This is a genomic window from Canibacter zhoujuaniae (assembly GCF_011752005.1).
Lineage (GTDB): Bacteria > Actinomycetota > Actinomycetes > Actinomycetales > Microbacteriaceae > Canibacter > Canibacter zhoujuaniae.
Map to the genome: position 1 here is coordinate 520,451 of NZ_JAAIJZ010000001.1, position 17,828 is coordinate 538,278.

The following is a 17,828-nucleotide window of genomic DNA, read 5'->3' on the forward strand; positions in this document are numbered from 1 at the left end:
TATCTTATGCTAGCGCCGCACGTGCTGCAGAAAGAAGTTCCGCCTCATTCGGTAATGGTTGAGAAATATCGCCTGCAACGAAGATACGCACCTGCAACAGCGCCTGCTCTAACAGCATCGCAAGGCCGGTTTCAACCTGCCGTCCCGCCTCGCTAAAAATCTTTTCAAGCCGGGTTGGACGTGGATCATAAGCAACATCAAAGAGGTCTGCTGCAAGCAGCGCACTTGGAAAATCCGGCGCAGCTGTGCCTGGCAGCGCACTAATAACGAGTGTTGGATCATCTGCAATTACGATCTCGGAGGCGAGTTTTCCGTGGCTGACGTTGATATCAAGATGCAGCTTTTTGAAGTGTTGACTGATAACCGCAGCGCTCTCGGCAGCCGCAGCCTCGCGGCGCGCAAGCACAGTCAAATTGTTGATCCCCAATTCAGTAGCCGCTAGCGCAGCAGAAACTGCGGTTGCACCGGCTCCTAAGATAACTGTTTCACGCGCGTCAAATGCGGCTTTCTGCAAGGCCCGTGAGAGGCCGGGAATGTCAGTGTTCCAAGCAGCAAACTCGCCCGATTCTAACAGTAACAGCGTGTTAGCAATGCCTGTTGTCGCAACCAGTAAAGACTTTTTTGTAGCGATCTCAGCGGCCTCATATTTCAGCGGCATGGTGACAGAAAAACCGTTAAAATCAGATCCCGCTTCAGTTAGGTAAGAAGCGAGCTGACCCGCGGCAACCTCGGCTCGCTGATATCCCCAATCAAGCCCAAGCTCCCGGTAAATTGCAGTATGAATCACGGGTGACTGTGAGTGCGCGATCGGCGAGCCAAGCACCGCAAATCGCTTAGTCACAGCGTTTCCCGCCCTCAGCCCGGTGCGCTTCACACCACTCAGCTAAGAGACGCGCATTCGCGTCATGTTCTTCCTGTGTCGCAGCGAACCGGGTCTCACCGGTTTCCAGGTTGATCGGCACGAAGAAGAGCCAATCACCCTCAGCAGGGTTAACAGCAGCGTCTATTGCAACATCGCCGGGCATCCCGATTGGGCCGATAGGCAGCCCAGGGTTTGCATAGGTGTTGTACTTATTCGAAGCGTCCGCACGCTCTTCTGGAGTTGTCCAGACGGTATCCAAACGGCCTGTGCCATAGGCCACCGTCGCATCAGACTGCAGAAGCATACCGCTCTCCAGCCGGTTGTAGAACACACGGGCAATCTTCGGGTAGTCGTCGGCATTTGCGCCAGCCTCACGCTGCACAAGCGCGGCCATAGTAAGAATCCGGAAGGTATCCTGCTCAGAGACCCCATGCTCGTTTAGCGCGACCCGCATTCGCTCAACCATTTTCCGAAGGATGGTTTCGGCGGTATCGTTCGGCTCAAATTCATAAGTTGCTGGGAATAGGAAGCCTTCAACAGTTGGAAATTCCGCTGGAATACCCAAAGCTTGCGGATCAGCTGCCGCAGTCTCAAACTCGGCAAGCGGAATCTCCGTCGCCCCTGAAAGCAGCTCCAAAACCGTCTGGTAGGTGTAACCCTCTGGGATGGTCACCCGCCCAGTTAGTTTATTACTGTGATCCTGCAGCGCCTCATACGCAGCCTCTGAGCTCATTTCGAGCCGCAACTTATATGTTCCAACATCAAAAACAGCTTCCGGGTAGCGCTGCACGAGCATCTGAGTAAAGAATTCAGCGCTCTTAATCACGCCGGCCTCTTCGAGTTTGACACCGATCGCAGCTCCCGTGTCACCGGGCTGCACCAAAATTTGGGCTTCGTCGTGCCCCTCCCCCTCATAGTCTTGCGGTTCCTGCCCGAAACCGAAAATGTTTGCGAGAGGCGCACCGTAGTGCCCAAACAGTGCCGTTGCTGTGCCACCGATAGCCAAAAAAATTGCAAGACTAACGGTTATCGCAATAATTATGCGACGACGTTTCTGCTTTTTTTTGCGCTGCGCTGCACGCACCTGGCGTGGCGTCAGTTGGGGTGTCGGTGTTGCGTTCAATATCTTTCGGCCTTCGTGAATTTCAGGAGTGAAATTAGTTCACCACTGTTCCCACCGGTTTACCGGCGAAGCGATCTGAGTCAAGCGCCTGCTGCAAGATCACAACAGCCGCCGCCTGGTCAATTACTTTACGGGAATTTTTTACGTTTTTGCCGGATTGATGCAGGTGTGCCTGAGCTGTCACAGTTGATAATCTCTCATCAACCAACCGCACCGGAATTTCTGCCCCAAGGTTTTTGAGATGTTGCTGCAGGGCCGAGGCGAACTTTTCAGCGTCATCGGTTGAGGGGGTGCGCTCCCCCTGCAAATTAAGCGGTAATCCAACAACAATATCAACTGCGCTATATTCTTCGGCGAGTGTTCTAATGCGCTCAAGATCGCTTAACTCGGTCTGTGCTGCGGCAATATCCGGATGTGTGTCAGCGTCGTAAATACGCGCAACAGTCTCGACGGGCACGGCGAGCATGCGCAGCGCATCACAGCGGGCAACGCCAATTCTGGCTCTGCCCACATCAATACCGAGTCGCGCTCCCAGCATTTTCAATACCGCCGAGCGATTATCGCTGACTTATCTGCTGCCGCAAGACAGAGATAGCCTCGTCGATGCGACTGGCGTCTTGCCCGCCGCCCTGTGCGATATCCGGTTTACCGCCGCCACCGCCGCCGAGAGTTTGGGCGGCAGCGCGCACGAGAGCACCAGCAGCAACACCCAAATCGCGAGCATTTTGGGTGGTTGCCGCAACAACCACAGGCTTCCCAGAGAGCGTTGCGAAAAGAACCGCAACTGCTGGGCGATCCGCAAAACGATCACGTATCTGAATTGCAAGCGAACGCACATCGTCAGCGCTTGCGGCCTCACCGATGTTTGTGAGCACCGCGCTAACACCGTTGAGATCCTCAGCGGCAGCAACCAGGGCCGGAATTTTTTCCTGTAGTTTTGCGGCCTGCAACTGCTGAATATTCTTTTCTGCGGCACGCAGATTTGCGCTGAGCTCTTGCACCTTCTGCACAATCTCACCACGCGGGGCTTTCAAGCTCGCCGCAAGCTCAGAAACCAGCGCCCGCTCAGCCGCAAACTGTTTAAAGCCCTCAAACCCGACAACCGACTCAACACGACGGTTGGTCGATCCAATCGAGCTTTCAGAAATAAGGTTGATAACACCCACCTGTGCGGAGTTGCCAACGTGGGTGCCGGCGCACAGCTCACGCGACCAGGGGCCGCCGATGTCGACAACGCGCACCCTGTCACCGTATTTCTCACCAAACAGCGCCATTGCGCCAAGTTCTTTAGCGGCGTCTAGCGACATTTCGCGTGTCACGACTTCAAAGGAGTTGCGAATTGCGCGGTTGGCGATATCTTCGATCTCGGTGCGCGTTTCAAGACTTAGCGCCTCGGGGTGCGCAAAATCTAAACGCATATATCCCGCTTTATTGTAGGAACCGCTCTGATGCGCCTGCTCCCCAAGCACCTGCCGCAGAGCTGCGTGCACAATATGGGTGGCTGAGTGCGCCTGCTGCGCTCCAAACCGATACTCCGCATCAACCTTAGTAACAACACGATCATCAACAGCAATGGTGCCGGTGTTAACGCGCACAGTGTGCACAATTAGACCCGGAACCGTCTTCTGCACATCAAGCACCTCAGCGCTAAAGCCGCTACCTGTAATGAAGCCCTGATCGGCATCCTGACCGCCTGATTCGGCCCAGAGCGTTGTTTCACGGGTTACGATCTCAACAGTCTGCCCTTCAGAAGCGGTAGAAACAGGCTTACCGTCTATCAGGATGCCAAGCACACGGGTTTCGGTTTCAAGCTCGTCATACCCTAGAAAGACCGTCTCACCCTGCGCACGCAACTCTTGATAGATCGAAAGGTCTGCGCGCTGTCCCTTCTTTTGCTTCGCGTCTGCTTTTGCGCGCTCACGCTGCTCCTGCAGAAGTTTCTGGAAAACCTGCTGATCAACCTTCAGCCCCGCTTCTTCAGCTATTTCACTTGTCAGCTCAATCGGGAATCCGTGCGTATCGTGCAGCATAAAAGCTGCGTCACCGGCGATAGCTTCGCCGCTCTGCTTTGCAATGCCAACAGCTTCATCAAGAATTTGCATGCCGCTGTTGAGCGTGCGCAAGAAGGTTTGCTCCTCTGCGTAGGCGGTGCGTGAGATGAAGTCAAACTTCTCTCGCACCTCTGGATACCCCTCCTGCATTGCGTCGCGCGAGACCGGGAACAGTTCCGGGAAGCACGGCTTGTCATAGCCGAGCAGACGCATAGAGAGAATCACACGGCGCAAAAGGCGGCGCAGAATATAGCCTCTGCCGTCTTTGCCGGGGGTGACACCGTCTGAAATCAGCATTAAACCTGAGCGCACATGATCGGCGATAACCCTGAGACGCACATCGGCAACCGGATCCGCACCGTAAGTAATCCCTACGAGCGCGGCTGCAGCATCAAGGACTGGGCGCACCTGATCGGTTTCATACATGTTATTAACGCCCTGCTTAATAAAAGCAACACGCTCAATGCCGAGACCTGTGTCGATATTTTTTCTGGGTAGCTCGCCAGAAATTTCAAAGTCAGTTTTCGACTTCACATCTTTAATCTGGTACTGCATGAAGACAAGGTTCCAGATTTCGACGTAGCGGTCGTCATCGGTTGCCGGGCCACCGTCAACACCGTATTCAGGCCCCATGTCATAAAAGATCTCAGAGCAGGGCCCTGCTGGGCCTGGCTGCCCGGTTGACCAGAAGTTGGTGTCTTTTCCTAGTTTTTGTATGCGCTCTTCTGGAAGAGTTGAGTGCTTGAGCCAGAAGTTTCGAGCTTCGTCGTCCTCTTCATAGACGGTAACCCACAGATCTTCTGCTTTGAAACCTAAACCGCCCTCATCTTCAGAGGTCGTGAGCAGCTCCCACGCCATCTGAATAGCTTCCTCTTTGAAGTAGTCGCCGAACGAGAAGTTACCGCACATTTGGAAGAAAGTCCCGTGCCGTGGGGTTTTTCCAACTTCTTCAATATCGTTTGTGCGAATACACTTTTGCACGCTCACAGCACTCGGAAACGGTGCAGGCACAATCCCCGTGAAGTATGGGATAAACGGCACCATACCCGCCACGGTGAACATCAACGCCGGGTCGTCGCTCACAAGCGAAGCCGAAGGCACCACTGTGTGCCCCTTCTTCTCGAAGAAGTTAAGCCAACGGCGCTGAATTTCTGCGGTCTTCATTCCGATCCTTTATTGCTTATTTTGAATGTGCTTAGTCGCGAGTTTCTTCTGCTTCTTTATAACCATTAACCGCGGCATCGACCAGCTCATCTACCGCCTGGTTAACGCGTTCAAAGAAACGCCGGCCGGTCGGATTTTTGTTCACCAGGTGAGCCAGAACAAAGCCTAGAACAATTCCACTAAGTAGCGCACGAATTTTTGCCACAGCTATTCCCCTCTCAGAGTTTCTTGTTTTATAGCCTACCGTTAGACACCTTGATGGCAGAATAGAACCATGGATTTTGTTTCAACCCGCGGCGGTATGCAACCGGCAAGTTTTGGTGAGATTTTAATTGAGGGCTTAGCTCCCGATGGCGGTTTAACGGTGCCTGTTGATCTGCCACGAATTGCGCTCTGGGATATTGAAGCTTGGCGCGGTCTTTCCTATTCTGAGCTTGCAGCCCAGGTAATAATGAAGTTCTGGACGGATATAGACCCGGGCGACCTCGAGGAAATAACCTACAACGCCTACCGCAATAGTTTTAACTCACCTGAGGTGGTGCCGGTCACAGAGCTGACAAGCGGTTTCGGTCTTGTCGGTCTCTCAGAAGGCCCGACTCTTGCCTTTAAAGATATGGCCATGCAGTTTCTCGGTGAGGCTATCCCCTACGTTCTGAAGCAGACCAATAGCCGCCTCAATATTGTCGGCGCAACATCTGGCGATACCGGATCAGCAGCTGAATACGCCTTCCGCTCGAAGCCGAATGTGTCCGTTATCATGCTCTCTCCAAAGGGGCGCATGAGCGATTTTCAGCGTGCGCAGATGTATTCACTCGATGATGACAATATTCATAACATTGTCATTGACGGTGTTTTTGACGACTGCCAGAATCTGATGAAGCAACTCAATGCCGACCTTGATTTCAAGAAGCAGGTTGCACTTGGTGCAGTCAACTCAGTTAATCTCGGTCGTGTAGTAGCCCAAAGCGTTTACTACTTCTGGGCGTGGCTGCGCATCACCGACAAAATGACAGAGCAGAAGCGTGCACAAACAAAGGTGTCGTTTGCTGTGCCGAGCGGCAACTTCGGCAACGTGCTCTCAGGCTTAGTTGCAAAGCAGATGGGCGTTCCGATTAACAAACTTGTGGTTGCGACGAACGAAAACAACGTGCTCCACGAGTTCTTCTCAACCGGCGTTTACCGCCCCCGCAGCGCTGCCGACACGCACATCACATCCAGCCCCTCGATGGATATATCAAAAGCTTCCAACGTGGAACGGTTAATTTATGACGTGCTCGGGCGCGATCCAGAAAAACTCTTGGCTGCGTTTAAAGAGCTCGATGAAACAGGTGTGATAGACCTCTCTCACGAGGTGTCACGTTTTAAAGATGAGTTCGGCATTTATTCAGCTACCTCAACGCACGCGGATCGCTTGCGCACTATTAAAGAGGTGTTTGAAAATACCGGAGTCATCATTGATCCGCACACCGCTGATGGGGTAAACGCCGCACTCGCGCATCGGGACGACGATGAAATTATGTACGTTCTGGAGACAGCTAAACCGCAGAAATTCGCAGAGACCGTGATCGAGGCAGTTGGAAAGCCCGCCGAGCTCACCGCCGCTATGGAAGAAATGCTCACCAAACCACAAAAGACTGTGGATATGGGTGTAGATATCGATGCACTGCGCGATTTTGTGTTAGAAAACGCGGTCTAGTTATATCCCGCGCTGCCAGCGCGAAAAATATTTGCACGAAAAACGGCGCCCACCCCAAACCGGGGCGGGCGCCGTTTCTGTAGGCGTGTCTAAGCACGCCGGGAAGTCTTAGCGACCTGAGTAGTACTCAACAACCAGCTGCTCTTCGCAGATGATTGGAACCTCAGCGCGCTTCGGACGACGCACGAGCTTTGCCTGGAGCTTATCCAGCTCAACCTCAAGGTAGCCCGGGGTCGGAGGCAGAACCTCAGCGTGTGCACCGGTTGCCGCAACCTGGAATGGCTCAAGAGCCTCTGAGCGTGGCTTGACGTGCACGAGTTGACCCGGCTTCACACGGAATGAAGGGCGGTCAACAATCTTGCCGTCTACAAGAATGTGACGGTGCACAACGAGCTGACGTGCCTGAGCCTGGGTGCGTGCGAAACCTGCGCGCAGCACCAGTGCATCAAGACGCATTTCGAGCAGCTCTACGAGGTTTTCACCTGTTAGGCCTGCCTGGCGGCGAGCCTCAGCGAAAACAATCCGCAGCTGCTTCTCGCGGATACCGTACTGTGCGCGCAGACGCTGCTTCTCACGCAGACGAACAGCGTAGTCGCTGTCGCTCTTACGCTTGGTGCGGCCGTGCTGCCCTGGCGCGTATGGACGCTTCTCGAGGTACTTAGCTGCCTTTGGTGTGAGTGCAATACCGAGGGCACGTGACTGACGTACCTTTGCACGGCTGCGAGTGGTCTTTGACATCGCATTCCTTTCTATTGTTTCTGCATTTCGATGCGCGTTAGGGTGTCGCGCCCCTGTCTCCTCGGCCTTTAGCCCTGTCCGCACGAGCTATCGTGCACGCAACAGAACCGAACCACCTAAGTGGTAAGGAAACGACCAGTTGCAGAAACTTTGAAAAGCTCTGCCACTGCGCTGGCAAGCCAGCATAAGATAGCCAGAAGCAAGCTTAGCAGTTATTCGCCTGTAATTTCGCGGATTGCATCTAAATTTGCGCCAATCTGCCCCTCGAAGCCGTGCGCAGATGGGTTGTAATAGCGCTTTCCTCTGAGCGTCTCTGGTAAATACTGCTGTTTTAGCACTCCGCGCGCATCACTGTGCGGATATTTATAACCTTTGCCATGCCCCAAAGCTTTTGCGCCCGGATAGTGCGCATCACGCAGGTGCGGCGGCACAACCCCACCACGACCGGTCTTAACATCTGCTATCGCAGCGTCAATGGCAGTAATAACAGCATTTGATTTAGGTGCGGTCGCCAAGTAAATAGTGGCTTCAGCAAGCGGTATGCGCGCCTCCGGCAGGCCAATTAGTTGAGTTGCCTGCGCCGCAGCAGTTGCAATAACAAGCGCCTGCGGATCCGCAAGTCCGATATCTTCTGCGGCGTGCACCATCAATCGTCGTGCAATAAATCGCGGATCCTCCCCCGCCTCAATCATGCGCGCTAAGTAGTGCAGTGCTGCATCTGGGTTCGAACCGCGGATGGATTTAATAAAAGCACTGATCACGTCATAGTGCTGATCCCCATTTTTGTCATAGCGCAAAATTGCCCGATCCACGGCTTGTGAGACCAATTCAGCGGTGATTTCAGGGGTGTCATTCTGGTCTGCAGCTGTCAGCGCAGTTGCTGCAACAGCTTCCAGAGTTGTCAGTGCCCGCCGCGCATCTCCGCTGGCCAATTGGATGATTGCCTGCAGGGCTTCGGGCGTCAGTTCCACACTCGCGTTAAGACCCTGCGGTGCGGCGATAGCGCGCGTAACAAGCTGTTGCAGGTCTGCATCTGTTAGCGGCTGCAGGGTCAGTAGCAGGGAACGAGATAGCAGCGGACTAATCACCGAGAATGACGGATTTTCCGTGGTTGCCGCCACCAGTGTCACCCAGCCGTTTTCAACACCCGGCAGCAGCGCATCCTGCTGCGCCTTCGAGAAACGGTGGATTTCGTCTAAAAAGAGCACTGTTTGCACACCATACAGGTCGCGATCATTAAGCGCTTTATCCATCACCGCACGCACATCTTTAATACCCGCTGTGACAGCTGACAGCTCTACGAAGCGGCGGCCACTCGACTGCGCAAGGGCCTGCGCGATAGTGGTTTTGCCAACGCCGGGTGGCCCCCAGAGAATGACCGACACAGCGCCGCTCTCCTCAGCGGCCAACTGACGCAGCGGTGAACCGGGGTGCAAAAGATGCTGCTGCCCGACCACTTCATCAAGGGTGCGTGGGCGCATACGCACAGCAAGTGGCTGCTGCATAGGCCCGCGCCGATCTTGATATTTGGAAGAGAGCATAGGCCTCCATAGTAGCGCTCATACTCCTAATGTAAGCTTGAAGAGTATTGTCAAACACGTGCGCACAAGGATCGTGCGCACCCCGAGCGAAAGATCGAAACGGTGACTGCAGAAAACACCTGGGGCCGCGTAGACGAAACCGGAAATGTATTCGTAAAGGACAGTGACAGCGAACGCCTTGTCGGCCAGTTCCAAGACGGCACCTCAGAAGAGGCACTGGCGTACTTTACCCGTAAATACGATGATCTCGCTTACCAGGTAACTCTTTTGGAGGCGCGCATTGCGCGCGGCACGGCTAACGCCAACGTCACCCAGTCTGTTGAAAAACTCGAGCAGCAGGTGGCAGAGCCGCACGCTGTGGGAGATCTGCAAGCGTTACGCGACCGTGTTGCCACTCTAAAGCAAAAGGCTAACGATTTCGCCGCCGCAGAAAAGGCGCGCAAAGAAGCAGCGCGTAAGGCAACGCTCGCCGAGCGTGACGCAATCGCAACTGAGGCTGAAAGACTCGCTGCCCAGCCGGCCGGCAACACCAATTGGAAGAAAACAGCCGCACAGTTTGAAGAGCTGTTTGCAAAATGGCAGCACTCGCAGCGCAACTCTGCGCCAATCTCAAAATCACAGTCTGATGCCCAGTGGCGTCGCTTCCGTGCAGCGCGCAGCACGTTTGAAACCACCCGCCGTCAGTATTTTCTGAAGATTGACGCAGAAAATAAAGAAGTGCGCCAAATAAAAGAGAAGCTAATCACAAAGGCTGAGGCGCTCGCTCCAAAGGGTGCAGAGGGTGTTGACGAATACCGGCTACTGCTCGATGAGTGGAAGACAGTCAAGCGCGCCAGCCGAAAGCTTGAAGACAGTCTGTGGGCCAGGTTTAAGGCCGCTGGCGATACACTTTTTGCAGCTCGCGCAGAAGAGCTGGCCGCGGTTGATGAGGAGTACAAGGCAAACCAGGAAAAGAAGGAAGCGTTGCTCGCAGATCTGGGCAGCCAAATAAAGTCTGAACCAAACTATCAAGAAGCACGCAAGCTGCTGGCAAACTTACAAGAGCAGTGGGCGGAAATTGGCCGCGTTCCGCGCGATCAAAAGCGCAAAATCGAGGATCAACTGCGTCAGCTACAGGATCATGTTGCAGATCTCGAGGCAAAGCACTGGGAAGAGACGGATCCAGAGCCGGAGGCGCGTGCGTCTGGTTTGCGAGAGCAGCTTGAGCAGTCGATAGCCCAGCTAGAGGCGGAGCTTACTACAGCTAACCCAAGCCAAAAAGTTGCGATCGAAGAAAAGCTCGCAACGCAGAAGGCTTGGCTTACCGCGCTCGGCTAACAGCACGATCCAACAAAATTACGGGAGTTTTCCACAGATTGAAAGCTCCCGTAATTTTTTGTTTCTTGCAGCGGGAATAATGTGTGTATGCGAAACGCTATCCCCCTTCCAAATATCCCGATTGCACAGTTGCAGGAGGCAATTGAGCGGCTTCCTGCAACACTGCTTAGCGCGCATCGAATGCACGGCGCACTTGAGCACTGCGGCCTTGGCTACAGGCCGACCTGCGTAAAAGAATCAGCGGAGATTAGAGCTCGCTCACTTGCTCCATTTCTACCGCCGCACACAGTTATTTGTGGTGTAACAGCAGCTTGGGTTTGGGGAGCCATAGGCAAATTTCGCACTCCGGTTGAAGTGAACAATTTTGGTGGCTCCTGTCGCATTCCTGCAGGGGTGCACAATCGCACTGTAATCAGACACGCACGCATCACAGCTGATGAGGTCGTCTCGTTAGGCGGTGTTAGGGTCACCACCACCAGGCGCACTGTTTTTGATCTTCTATACTTCTACGAAGCGGCAAATACAGCACCCTTACAGTTAATGCTGCTGGGGCTCATGCGGCTCTCGCAGCTTACTCCCGATGATATTCTCGAAAGCCTATTAACACGCCAACATCCGCGCAAACAGCACGCACTACGCCTCGCACAGCAGGTGTTTAAACAGTCTTAAACCATGTTGACGCGATAAACGTCGTACACTCCTTCTAGACGGCGCACAGCATTAAGCACCCGCTCCAAGTGGGTGGTATTGACCATTTCAAAAGAGAAGCGACTAATCGCCAACCGTGAGCTGCTCGTTTGCACAGATGCCTGCAGAATATTCACATGATGCTCAGAGAGCGTGCGAGTCACATCAGACAGCAGTCGCGAGCGATCAAGCGCCTCAACCTGAATATTAACGAGGAACACATTACGCGGGTTTGCCGCCCACTCAACTTCAATCAGACGCTCTGACTGAGATTTTAGTGCGGCATAGTTCGAACAGTCTGCACGATGCACTGAGACTCCCGAACCTTTCGTAATAAACCCGCAAATCTCATCTCCCGGCACCGGCGTGCAGCACTTCGCCAGTTTCACAAGAACATCGCCAGCACCCCTGACAAGCACACCGCACTCAGATGATGCTTTAGCGTTAAGAGAGCGCGCAGTGTAAAGCGATTCCGCTATCGGACTGTCAACATCCGACTGCTCTTCTCGGGCAATTGCAGCAACAATCTTTTCCACCACAGAGTGGGCGGAAACATGACCCTCGCCGATCCCGACATAAAGCCCTGCGATATCCTCATAGTGCAGCTGCAGCACAACCTGCTGCAGCGCCTCAGACTGCATCAGCTTATGAATTGGTAGCTGCCGCCGGCGCATTTCCTTAACAAGATCTTCTTTGCCCTGTTCTTCAGCGTCGGCGCGGCGTTCCTTCGTAAACCACTGGCGGATTTTATTCTGCGCGCGCTTACTCTTAACAAAGCTCAACCACCCCTGTTTCGGGCCGGCAGATTGATCATTTGAGGTGAGCACCTCAACCACGTCACCATTCTTCAGCTCTGTTTCCAAAGCCACCATCCGCCCGTTTACACGAGCCCCCATGGTGCGGTGACCGATCTCGGTGTGCACTGCATAAGCAAAATCGACCGGGGTGCCACCAGCGGGCAGACCGATCACTCGCCCCTTTGGGGTGAACACATAAACTTCCTTAGCGCCGATTTCAAAGCGTAAGGCGTCAAGAAACTCACTCGGATCTTCGGTCTCGGCCTGCCAATCGTTAATGTGCGAGAGCCATGCCATCTCTTCGGTAGCGGTGCCCTTTTCGACGTCAGCAGCACTCTGCCCGGCCTTATATTTCCAGTGCGCAGCAACACCGTATTCGGCACGGTGGTGCATGTCTACTGTGCGCACCTGAATCTCAACCGCACGACCGTCAGGGCCAATAACCGTTGTGTGCAGTGACTGATAGAGATTGAATTTTGGCGTGGCGATGTAGTCTTTAAAGCGCCCCGGAATTGGCGTCCACCGTGCATGCACCGCACCGAGCACGGCATAGCAGTCACGGATAGTCTCAACGATGACTCGAATTCCCACCAGGTCGTAAATATCGTCGAAATCTCGACCACGCACAACCATTTTCTGGTAGATCGAATAGAGCTCTTTCGGGCGCCCGGCTACCTTACCGCGGATACGCGATTCACGCAGATCCTGCTGAATCGCATCAGTCACCTTCTTCACCAACTCTTCGCGCTTCGGATTGCGCTGCGTAACAAGATTCTCAATCTCGTTGTAAAGCTTTGGTTTTAGGGTTGCGAAAGACAGGTCTTCAAGCTCAGTCTTCAAGCCTTGAATACCGAGACGGTGCGCAAGCGGTGCGTAAATCTCAAGTGTTTCGGTTGCTTTTGCACGCGCCTTCTCAACGGGCATAAAACCCCATGTGCGCGCGTTGTGCAAGCGGTCAGCGAGCTTTATTAAGAGCACGCGAATATCGCGGGTCATAGCGACAATCATTTTTCGCACGGTTTCTGCCTGTGCGGCCTCCCCGTACTTCACCTTATCTAACTTCGTCACGCCATCAACAAGAAGAGCGATCCGATCGCCAAAATCGGCCGTCAGCTGTTCGAGACTGTAATCAGTGTCTTCTACTGTGTCATGTAGCAGTGCGGCTGCAACAACGGTGGGCGCAACACCAAGATCTGCGAGAATCTGGGCGACCGCAACTGGATGCGTGAAATACGGCTCCCCGCTTCTGCGCGTCTGCCCCTCATGCGCTTTCTCACCGACTTTATAGGCGCGTTGGATCACGCTCACATCAGCACGCGGATGTTGCGATTTTACGGTCTTAATCAGCTGATCGAGACCGTCGGGGGTCTGCGAACGCGCGAAAACCCGCGGCACAAAACGGCGCAGCGAGTTACCAGAATGCTGCTGAGTGTTATTCATCACAGAACCACCTTTCTAATAGCCCTACGATACACCCGCACAACCGGGTTACACGCTAGCCGACGTTTGCGTATGGATCAACAGAGGTGTCAGTCTTCTTTTTAACCACCCGCCGTGGTTTGCGTGCGAGAGTATCAACACCCCTCTCACGCGCCTTACGCACCTCGTCATCGTTTTCTACGATTGCGCTCTCCCGTTCACGCAGGTGCGAGTAGACGGGAGCGGCTATAAAGATTGTGGAGTATGCGCCGACGAGAATACCGATGAAAAGCGCCAAGGCGATATCGCGTAGCGTACCCGCGCCGAGCACAGCAGCACCAATGAAAAGGATAGATGCAACCGGCAAAAGAGCCACAACTGAGGTGTTTATAGAGCGCACTAGGGTCTGGTTAACCCCAAGATTCACAGCCTCAGCAAAAGTGCGACGCCCGTTCATTTCTTCGGGTGCGGTGTTTTCACGGATTTTGTCGAACACCACGACGGTGTCGTAGAGTGAGTAGCCCAAGATTGTCAAGAACCCGATCACCGCTGCCGGTGTAATTTCGAAGCCTGACAGGCCGTAAACTCCCGCGGTAAGCACGAGGTCGTGACCCAGCGCAATAAGAGCTGCCAATGACATCTTCCAGGTGCGGAAGTAAACCGCCATCACAATTGCGGCGAAGATAAGGAAAACAACAAGCGCAATCAGCGCCTGCCTAGTCACATCCTGACCCCAAACGGCGCCAATAAATGAGGAGGTTACTTCGTCATTTGTAACTCCGTAGGCTGCTGCAAGTTCGTCAGCCAAGGCGATTGACTGCGAGGGCTCAAGCTGTTCAGTCTGCACCTGAATATCAGAGGCACCAACGAGGAGCACCCGTGGTTCGGTGCCCGGCAGCTGCTGCTGCACAACCTCAGTTGCTACCGCTGGATCACGATCCGCTCCCTCAGGCAAATGCACCTGGAACTGGCTGCCGCCTGTAAATTCGATACCGAGCTGGTAGCCACCGCGGATGAACGGACCGACCAGCGCAACAACGATGAGACCGAGAGCAATGAGATACCACAGCTTCCGGCGGCCAACAATGTTGAACGATTTTTTACCGCTGTACAGATCATTGCCGAGCTGACTTAAGGATTGTTTCGCCATGATTAGTTCTCCTCCTTAGCAGCAGCCGCAAGAGCTTTCCGTTCGGCAATAGTCATTTGATTTTTCACGCGCGAGCGGCCGCGACCGCGCTTCGCAACGCGCCGCCCCGGCGCATCCGCCAGTGAGCGAGGTTGTTTCTCTGTCTCTTCGGGTGTCTCTGCAGATTCCGCTGCAACCGCCTTCTCAGCAAAACGGCCGCGACCGCGATAGCTGGCTCCGTGCCTGCGCGGATCAAGGCCGGAAGCCGGATGCCCATCACCGAAGAATCTAGTGCGTGCAAGCAGGGTCAGCACAGGGTGAGTGAAGAGTGAAACAACAACCAGGTCGATAAGGGTTGTAAGCCCCAGGGTGAAAGCAAAACCGCGCACGTTACCAACGGCGAGAGCGAAGAGGATCGCAGCCGCTAAGAAGTTGATCGTGTCTGAGGCCAGAATGGTTCTGAACGCCTTGCGCCAACCGGATGCCACAGCCTCCTGCAGTTGCAGGCCGTCACGTAGCGCATCTCGCACTCGTTCGAAGTACACGATAAATGAGTCTGCGGTGATACCAATTGCCACGATAATACCCGTCACACCGGCGAGTGAGAGCCGGTAACCCTGTCGCCACGAGAGGTAGGTTAAGAGCAGGTAGGTCAAAAGGCCTGCTACCAGCAACGAAGCGACGGTGAGCAGACCAAGCGCGCGGTACTGGAAGATTGAGTAGATGACGACTATAGCAAGACCGATGAGACCGGCGATCAGACCGGCGGCTAGCTGGCTGCTACCGAGGGTTGCTGAAATATCTTCCTGACTCTGCACGGTAAAACTGATTGGCAGAGCGCCATACTTCAGCTGGTCTGCCAGAGTCTGCGCTGATTCCTGAGTGAATGAACCCGAGATCTGCGGGCGGCCGTCAAGAATTAGGCCGTTCATTGCGGGCGCTGAAATCACCTGACCGTCAACAACAAAGGCAAACATGTTCAACGGCGCCTGCTTGTTTAGAAGACGCTGACTGACCTCACCAAAAATGCGAGTTCCCTCTTCATTGAACCTGATGTTTACACCCCATTTACCGGTGCTCGCACCGGAAGAGGTTGCAATAAGCCCGGCGCTAGCATCACTAATGGAATCGCCTGTTAGCTCAACAGGGCCGAGGATGAACTTGGTGCGGCGCAGGTCGTCACAGGTAAACACAGGCAGTTCTGGTTTAGCTGCGCTAACGGTTGCAAGGTTAGCCGCGGTGCAATCAAATTTTTCGAAGGCAGCGAGCAGTTCTTGAGAGACCCAGTCAGTTGAGCCGGGCTCGGTTGGCTGCGGCGAGGGCAAAAGCGCTGCATCCTGAGCTGGGTTTTGCCCGGCTTCCTCCGGTAGCTCAGGCGCAGTTTCGGATCGCAGCTCATTCACAACCGCTTCAGTAAGCCCGTTGCCCTCCATCAACACAGGGCGCAGATCTAGGCGGGCAGAGGCTTCGATACGCGCTAGTGTTGCCTCATCTACGCGCCCTGGAATCGACACCAGAATATTGGTGCCACCCATGGTGCTAACCTCGGCTTCTGAAACACCTGAGGCATCAACTCGCTGCCGGATAATTGCAACTGCCTGCTGCACCTGTTCGGCAGACACAGTGCCGCCATCGTCGGTGCGCGGTGCTAGTAGAATTTGTGTTCCACCCTGCAAGTCGAGCGCTAGCTTGGGGGTAATGGTCGCATCACTGCGTGTCAGGCCAAGACCTAATAGTCCGGCTAGCGCAACTAAGATCACGAGCAGACCGATTAATGACCGTCGCGCATTCTTAATAATTGGGGTTGCAGCCAACGTTGTTTCGCTTTCTTCTGGACGCAACAAACGCCCGACACAAAGGTGTGGGGCGTTTGCTGATTTAAGTTGCTAAATCTGTCGATTACCGTTTTCGTCGCTTGGATTGATGTCGTCTGTCACAGCAGGATCGCTAGCTTCTGTCTCTGTCAGACGCTCTGCCGCAGGAATATCAGCGGGGGCGGCCTCAGGAACAATCTCGCGGATTGCTTGAATATGAATCTCGATCGCAGCATCACCGCTTGCAATAGTCGCGCGATTGCTGTCACGGTCTACAGTTATGATTCGGCCGTAGATACCCGATGTGGTCATGATTTCCACACCCGGCTGCAAACCGCTGTTCATCTGTTCACGCTGTGCTTTAACACGTCGACTGTTGCGAAACATCATGAACACCATCAGGGCTAACAGGCCGAGCATGATTATCATAACTGGATCAAATGGCATTGGTTCTCCTGACGGCTTTACAGATAATACTTAACTATTCGACTATACGGCATCGGGCTGTGGAAGCCCTAAGATTGTGTATGCTTTAGCGGTTGCGATGCGCCCGCGAGAGCTCCGTGTCATAAGCCCCGCACGAACGAGAAACGGTTCCACAACCGATTCAACGGTTTCCGCTTCTTCACCAACTGAGACCGCAAGTGTCTGCAGGCCTACAGGGCCACCGTTAAAACGTTCAACCACAGCGCGCAAGACTTCGCGGTCGAGGCGATCAAGCCCGAGTGCGTCAACATCATAGAGCGCTAACGCTGCACGCACGCTCTGTTCATCAGCGGGTTTATCGTGCACGAGCGCATAGTCGCGGGCCCGGCGTAATAGTCGGTTAGCGATACGCGGTGTGCCACGCGACCGCGAGGCAATTTCAGCTACCGCCTCCGCAGTGATCGGGAAGTTTAGGAGGTTAGCCGCGCGCGCAACCACCTGCTCTAATTCACTGTCATCATAAAACTCCAGGTGAGCAGTAAAACCAAAGCGATCACGCAGGGGGTTCGGCAGCAGCCCGGCTCGAGTTGTTGCGCCAACGAGAGTGAACGGAGCAATTTCTAAAGGAATCGATGTTGCGCCGGCGCCCTTTCCGACCATAATGTCGATACGAAAATCCTCCATCGCAAGGTACAGCATTTCCTCCGCAGAGCGTGCCATGCGATGTATTTCATCAATAAAAAGCACCTCGCCCGGCGTGAGCGCAGACAACACTGCCGCCAAATCACCCGCGTGCTGAATTGCCGGCCCTGAGGTTTGGTGCAGTGGTTTATTAAGTTCCTGCGCCACAATCATAGACAGTGTGGTTTTACCCAATCCTGGCGGCCCGGCAAGCAAAATATGGTCGGGTGCTCTCCCCTGTATTTGTGCCGCCTGCAAAAGTAAGCGCAACTGCTCTCGCACTTTAGTTTGCCCGACAAACTCATCAAGGTTACCGGGGCGCAGCGCACCCTCGATCGCCAGTTCAGCGCTGCTTGCCTGTGGAGAAAGTTCGTTCGACATTG

The 17,828-nt window shown here is 54.2% G+C and carries 15 protein-coding genes; 3 read left to right on the plus strand and 12 right to left on the minus strand.

Going from position 1 to position 17,828, the window contains the following annotated elements; translation table 11 throughout:
- Window positions 1-4: 4 nt before the first annotated feature.
- From HCR00_RS02420 to HCR00_RS02440, 5 genes are read right to left on the minus strand one after another with little or no spacing between them, the layout of a single operon-like run.
- On the minus strand, window positions 5-841 hold the full coding sequence (locus HCR00_RS02420; RefSeq protein ID WP_167142390.1) for a shikimate dehydrogenase family protein: 837 nt from the start codon (window positions 839-841) through the stop codon (window positions 5-7).
- The gene (gene mltG, locus HCR00_RS02425; protein ID WP_166984632.1) at window positions 834-1,985 is read right to left on the minus strand and encodes an endolytic transglycosylase MltG; all 1,152 of its coding nucleotides are present in this window, start codon (window positions 1,983-1,985) and stop codon (window positions 834-836) included. Before mltG ends, HCR00_RS02420 begins: the two co-directional genes overlap by 8 nt.
- A 34-nt stretch (window positions 1,986-2,019) precedes the next feature.
- Window positions 2,020-2,523, minus strand: coding sequence for a Holliday junction resolvase RuvX (gene ruvX, locus HCR00_RS02430; RefSeq protein WP_166984631.1), 504 nt, complete (start codon window positions 2,521-2,523; stop codon window positions 2,020-2,022).
- A 19-nt stretch (window positions 2,524-2,542) separates the two neighbouring features.
- On the minus strand, window positions 2,543-5,200 hold the full coding sequence (gene alaS, locus HCR00_RS02435) for an alanine--tRNA ligase (protein ID WP_166984630.1): 2,658 nt from the start codon (window positions 5,198-5,200) through the stop codon (window positions 2,543-2,545).
- Window positions 5,201-5,231: 31 nt separating this feature from the next.
- Window positions 5,232-5,405, minus strand: coding sequence for a Na+ dependent nucleoside transporter N-terminal domain-containing protein (locus HCR00_RS02440; RefSeq protein ID WP_166984629.1), 174 nt, complete (start codon window positions 5,403-5,405; stop codon window positions 5,232-5,234).
- Between the two features lie 69 nt (window positions 5,406-5,474).
- Between HCR00_RS02440 and thrC the strand changes: the two genes are divergently transcribed.
- Window positions 5,475-6,896 carry a threonine synthase gene (gene thrC, locus HCR00_RS02445; protein ID WP_166984628.1) on the plus strand — a complete coding sequence of 474 codons (1,422 nt, stop codon included), beginning with the start codon at window positions 5,475-5,477 and terminating at the stop codon, window positions 6,894-6,896.
- Window positions 6,897-7,004: 108 nt separating this feature from the next.
- Here thrC and rpsD read toward each other — a convergent pair whose 3' ends face one another.
- Together rpsD and HCR00_RS02455 are read right to left on the minus strand one after the other, a co-directional pair.
- Window positions 7,005-7,634: a 30S ribosomal protein S4 gene (gene rpsD, locus HCR00_RS02450; RefSeq protein WP_166984627.1), complete on the minus strand. Its 630-nt coding sequence runs from the start codon at window positions 7,632-7,634 to the stop codon at window positions 7,005-7,007.
- A gap of 212 nt (window positions 7,635-7,846) precedes the next feature.
- The gene (locus HCR00_RS02455; RefSeq protein WP_243854507.1) at window positions 7,847-9,175 is read right to left on the minus strand and encodes a replication-associated recombination protein A; all 1,329 of its coding nucleotides are present in this window, start codon (window positions 9,173-9,175) and stop codon (window positions 7,847-7,849) included.
- A 102-nt stretch (window positions 9,176-9,277) separates the two neighbouring features.
- Between HCR00_RS02455 and HCR00_RS02460 the strand changes: the two genes are divergently transcribed.
- Together HCR00_RS02460 and HCR00_RS02465 are read left to right on the plus strand one after the other, a co-directional pair.
- Entirely contained in the window at window positions 9,278-10,492 is a 1,215-nt protein-coding gene (locus HCR00_RS02460; protein WP_243854508.1) for a DUF349 domain-containing protein, read from the plus strand.
- A gap of 87 nt (window positions 10,493-10,579) precedes the next feature.
- Complete coding sequence (locus tag HCR00_RS02465) at window positions 10,580-11,161, plus strand: hypothetical protein (RefSeq protein ID WP_167142393.1); 582 nt, start codon at window positions 10,580-10,582, stop codon at window positions 11,159-11,161.
- Here the strand turns inward: HCR00_RS02465 and HCR00_RS02470 are convergent.
- From HCR00_RS02470 to ruvB, 5 genes are all read right to left on the minus strand, one after another.
- Window positions 11,158-13,416: a RelA/SpoT family protein gene (locus HCR00_RS02470; protein WP_166984624.1), complete on the minus strand. Its 2,259-nt coding sequence runs from the start codon at window positions 13,414-13,416 to the stop codon at window positions 11,158-11,160. The genes HCR00_RS02465 and HCR00_RS02470 overlap by 4 nt on opposite strands.
- Before the next feature lie 55 nt (window positions 13,417-13,471).
- The gene (secF, locus tag HCR00_RS02475) at window positions 13,472-14,545 is read right to left on the minus strand and encodes a protein translocase subunit SecF (protein WP_167142396.1); all 1,074 of its coding nucleotides are present in this window, start codon (window positions 14,543-14,545) and stop codon (window positions 13,472-13,474) included.
- Between the two features lie 2 nt (window positions 14,546-14,547).
- A complete protein-coding gene (gene secD, locus HCR00_RS02480) occupies window positions 14,548-16,338 on the minus strand; it encodes a protein translocase subunit SecD (RefSeq protein WP_167142399.1) in 1,791 nt (596 codons plus the stop codon).
- A 72-nt stretch (window positions 16,339-16,410) separates the two neighbouring features.
- On the minus strand, window positions 16,411-16,785 hold the full coding sequence (locus HCR00_RS02485; RefSeq protein ID WP_166984621.1) for a preprotein translocase subunit YajC: 375 nt from the start codon (window positions 16,783-16,785) through the stop codon (window positions 16,411-16,413).
- A 42-nt stretch (window positions 16,786-16,827) separates the two neighbouring features.
- Window positions 16,828-17,826, minus strand: a complete 999-nt coding sequence (gene ruvB, locus HCR00_RS02490) for a Holliday junction branch migration DNA helicase RuvB (RefSeq protein WP_166984620.1) — start codon at window positions 17,824-17,826, stop codon at window positions 16,828-16,830.
- Window positions 17,827-17,828 lie beyond the last annotated feature (2 nt).

What these genes read in the sequence shown, in the direction of transcription:
- ruvX (WP_166984631.1), bottom strand. Translation starts at nt 2,523, where the DNA reads ATGCTGGGAGCGCGACTCGGTATTGATGTGGGCAGAGCCAGAATTGGC.
- rpsD (WP_166984627.1), bottom strand. Translation starts at nt 7,634, where the DNA reads ATGTCAAAGACCACTCGCAGCCGTGCAAAGGTACGTCAGTCACGTGCC.
- HCR00_RS02485 (WP_166984621.1), bottom strand. Translation starts at nt 16,785, where the DNA reads ATGCCATTTGATCCAGTTATGATAATCATGCTCGGCCTGTTAGCCCTG.
- HCR00_RS02455 (WP_243854507.1), bottom strand. Translation starts at nt 9,175, where the DNA reads ATGCTCTCTTCCAAATATCAAGATCGGCGCGGGCCTATGCAGCAGCCA.
- alaS (WP_166984630.1), bottom strand. Translation starts at nt 5,200, where the DNA reads ATGAAGACCGCAGAAATTCAGCGCCGTTGGCTTAACTTCTTCGAGAAG.
- thrC (WP_166984628.1), top strand. Translation starts at nt 5,475, where the DNA reads ATGGATTTTGTTTCAACCCGCGGCGGTATGCAACCGGCAAGTTTTGGT.
- HCR00_RS02465 (WP_167142393.1), top strand. Translation starts at nt 10,580, where the DNA reads ATGCGAAACGCTATCCCCCTTCCAAATATCCCGATTGCACAGTTGCAG.
- ruvB (WP_166984620.1), bottom strand. Translation starts at nt 17,826, where the DNA reads ATGTCGAACGAACTTTCTCCACAGGCAAGCAGCGCTGAACTGGCGATC.
- secF (WP_167142396.1), bottom strand. Translation starts at nt 14,545, where the DNA reads ATGGCGAAACAATCCTTAAGTCAGCTCGGCAATGATCTGTACAGCGGT.
- HCR00_RS02470 (WP_166984624.1), bottom strand. Translation starts at nt 13,416, where the DNA reads ATGAATAACACTCAGCAGCATTCTGGTAACTCGCTGCGCCGTTTTGTG.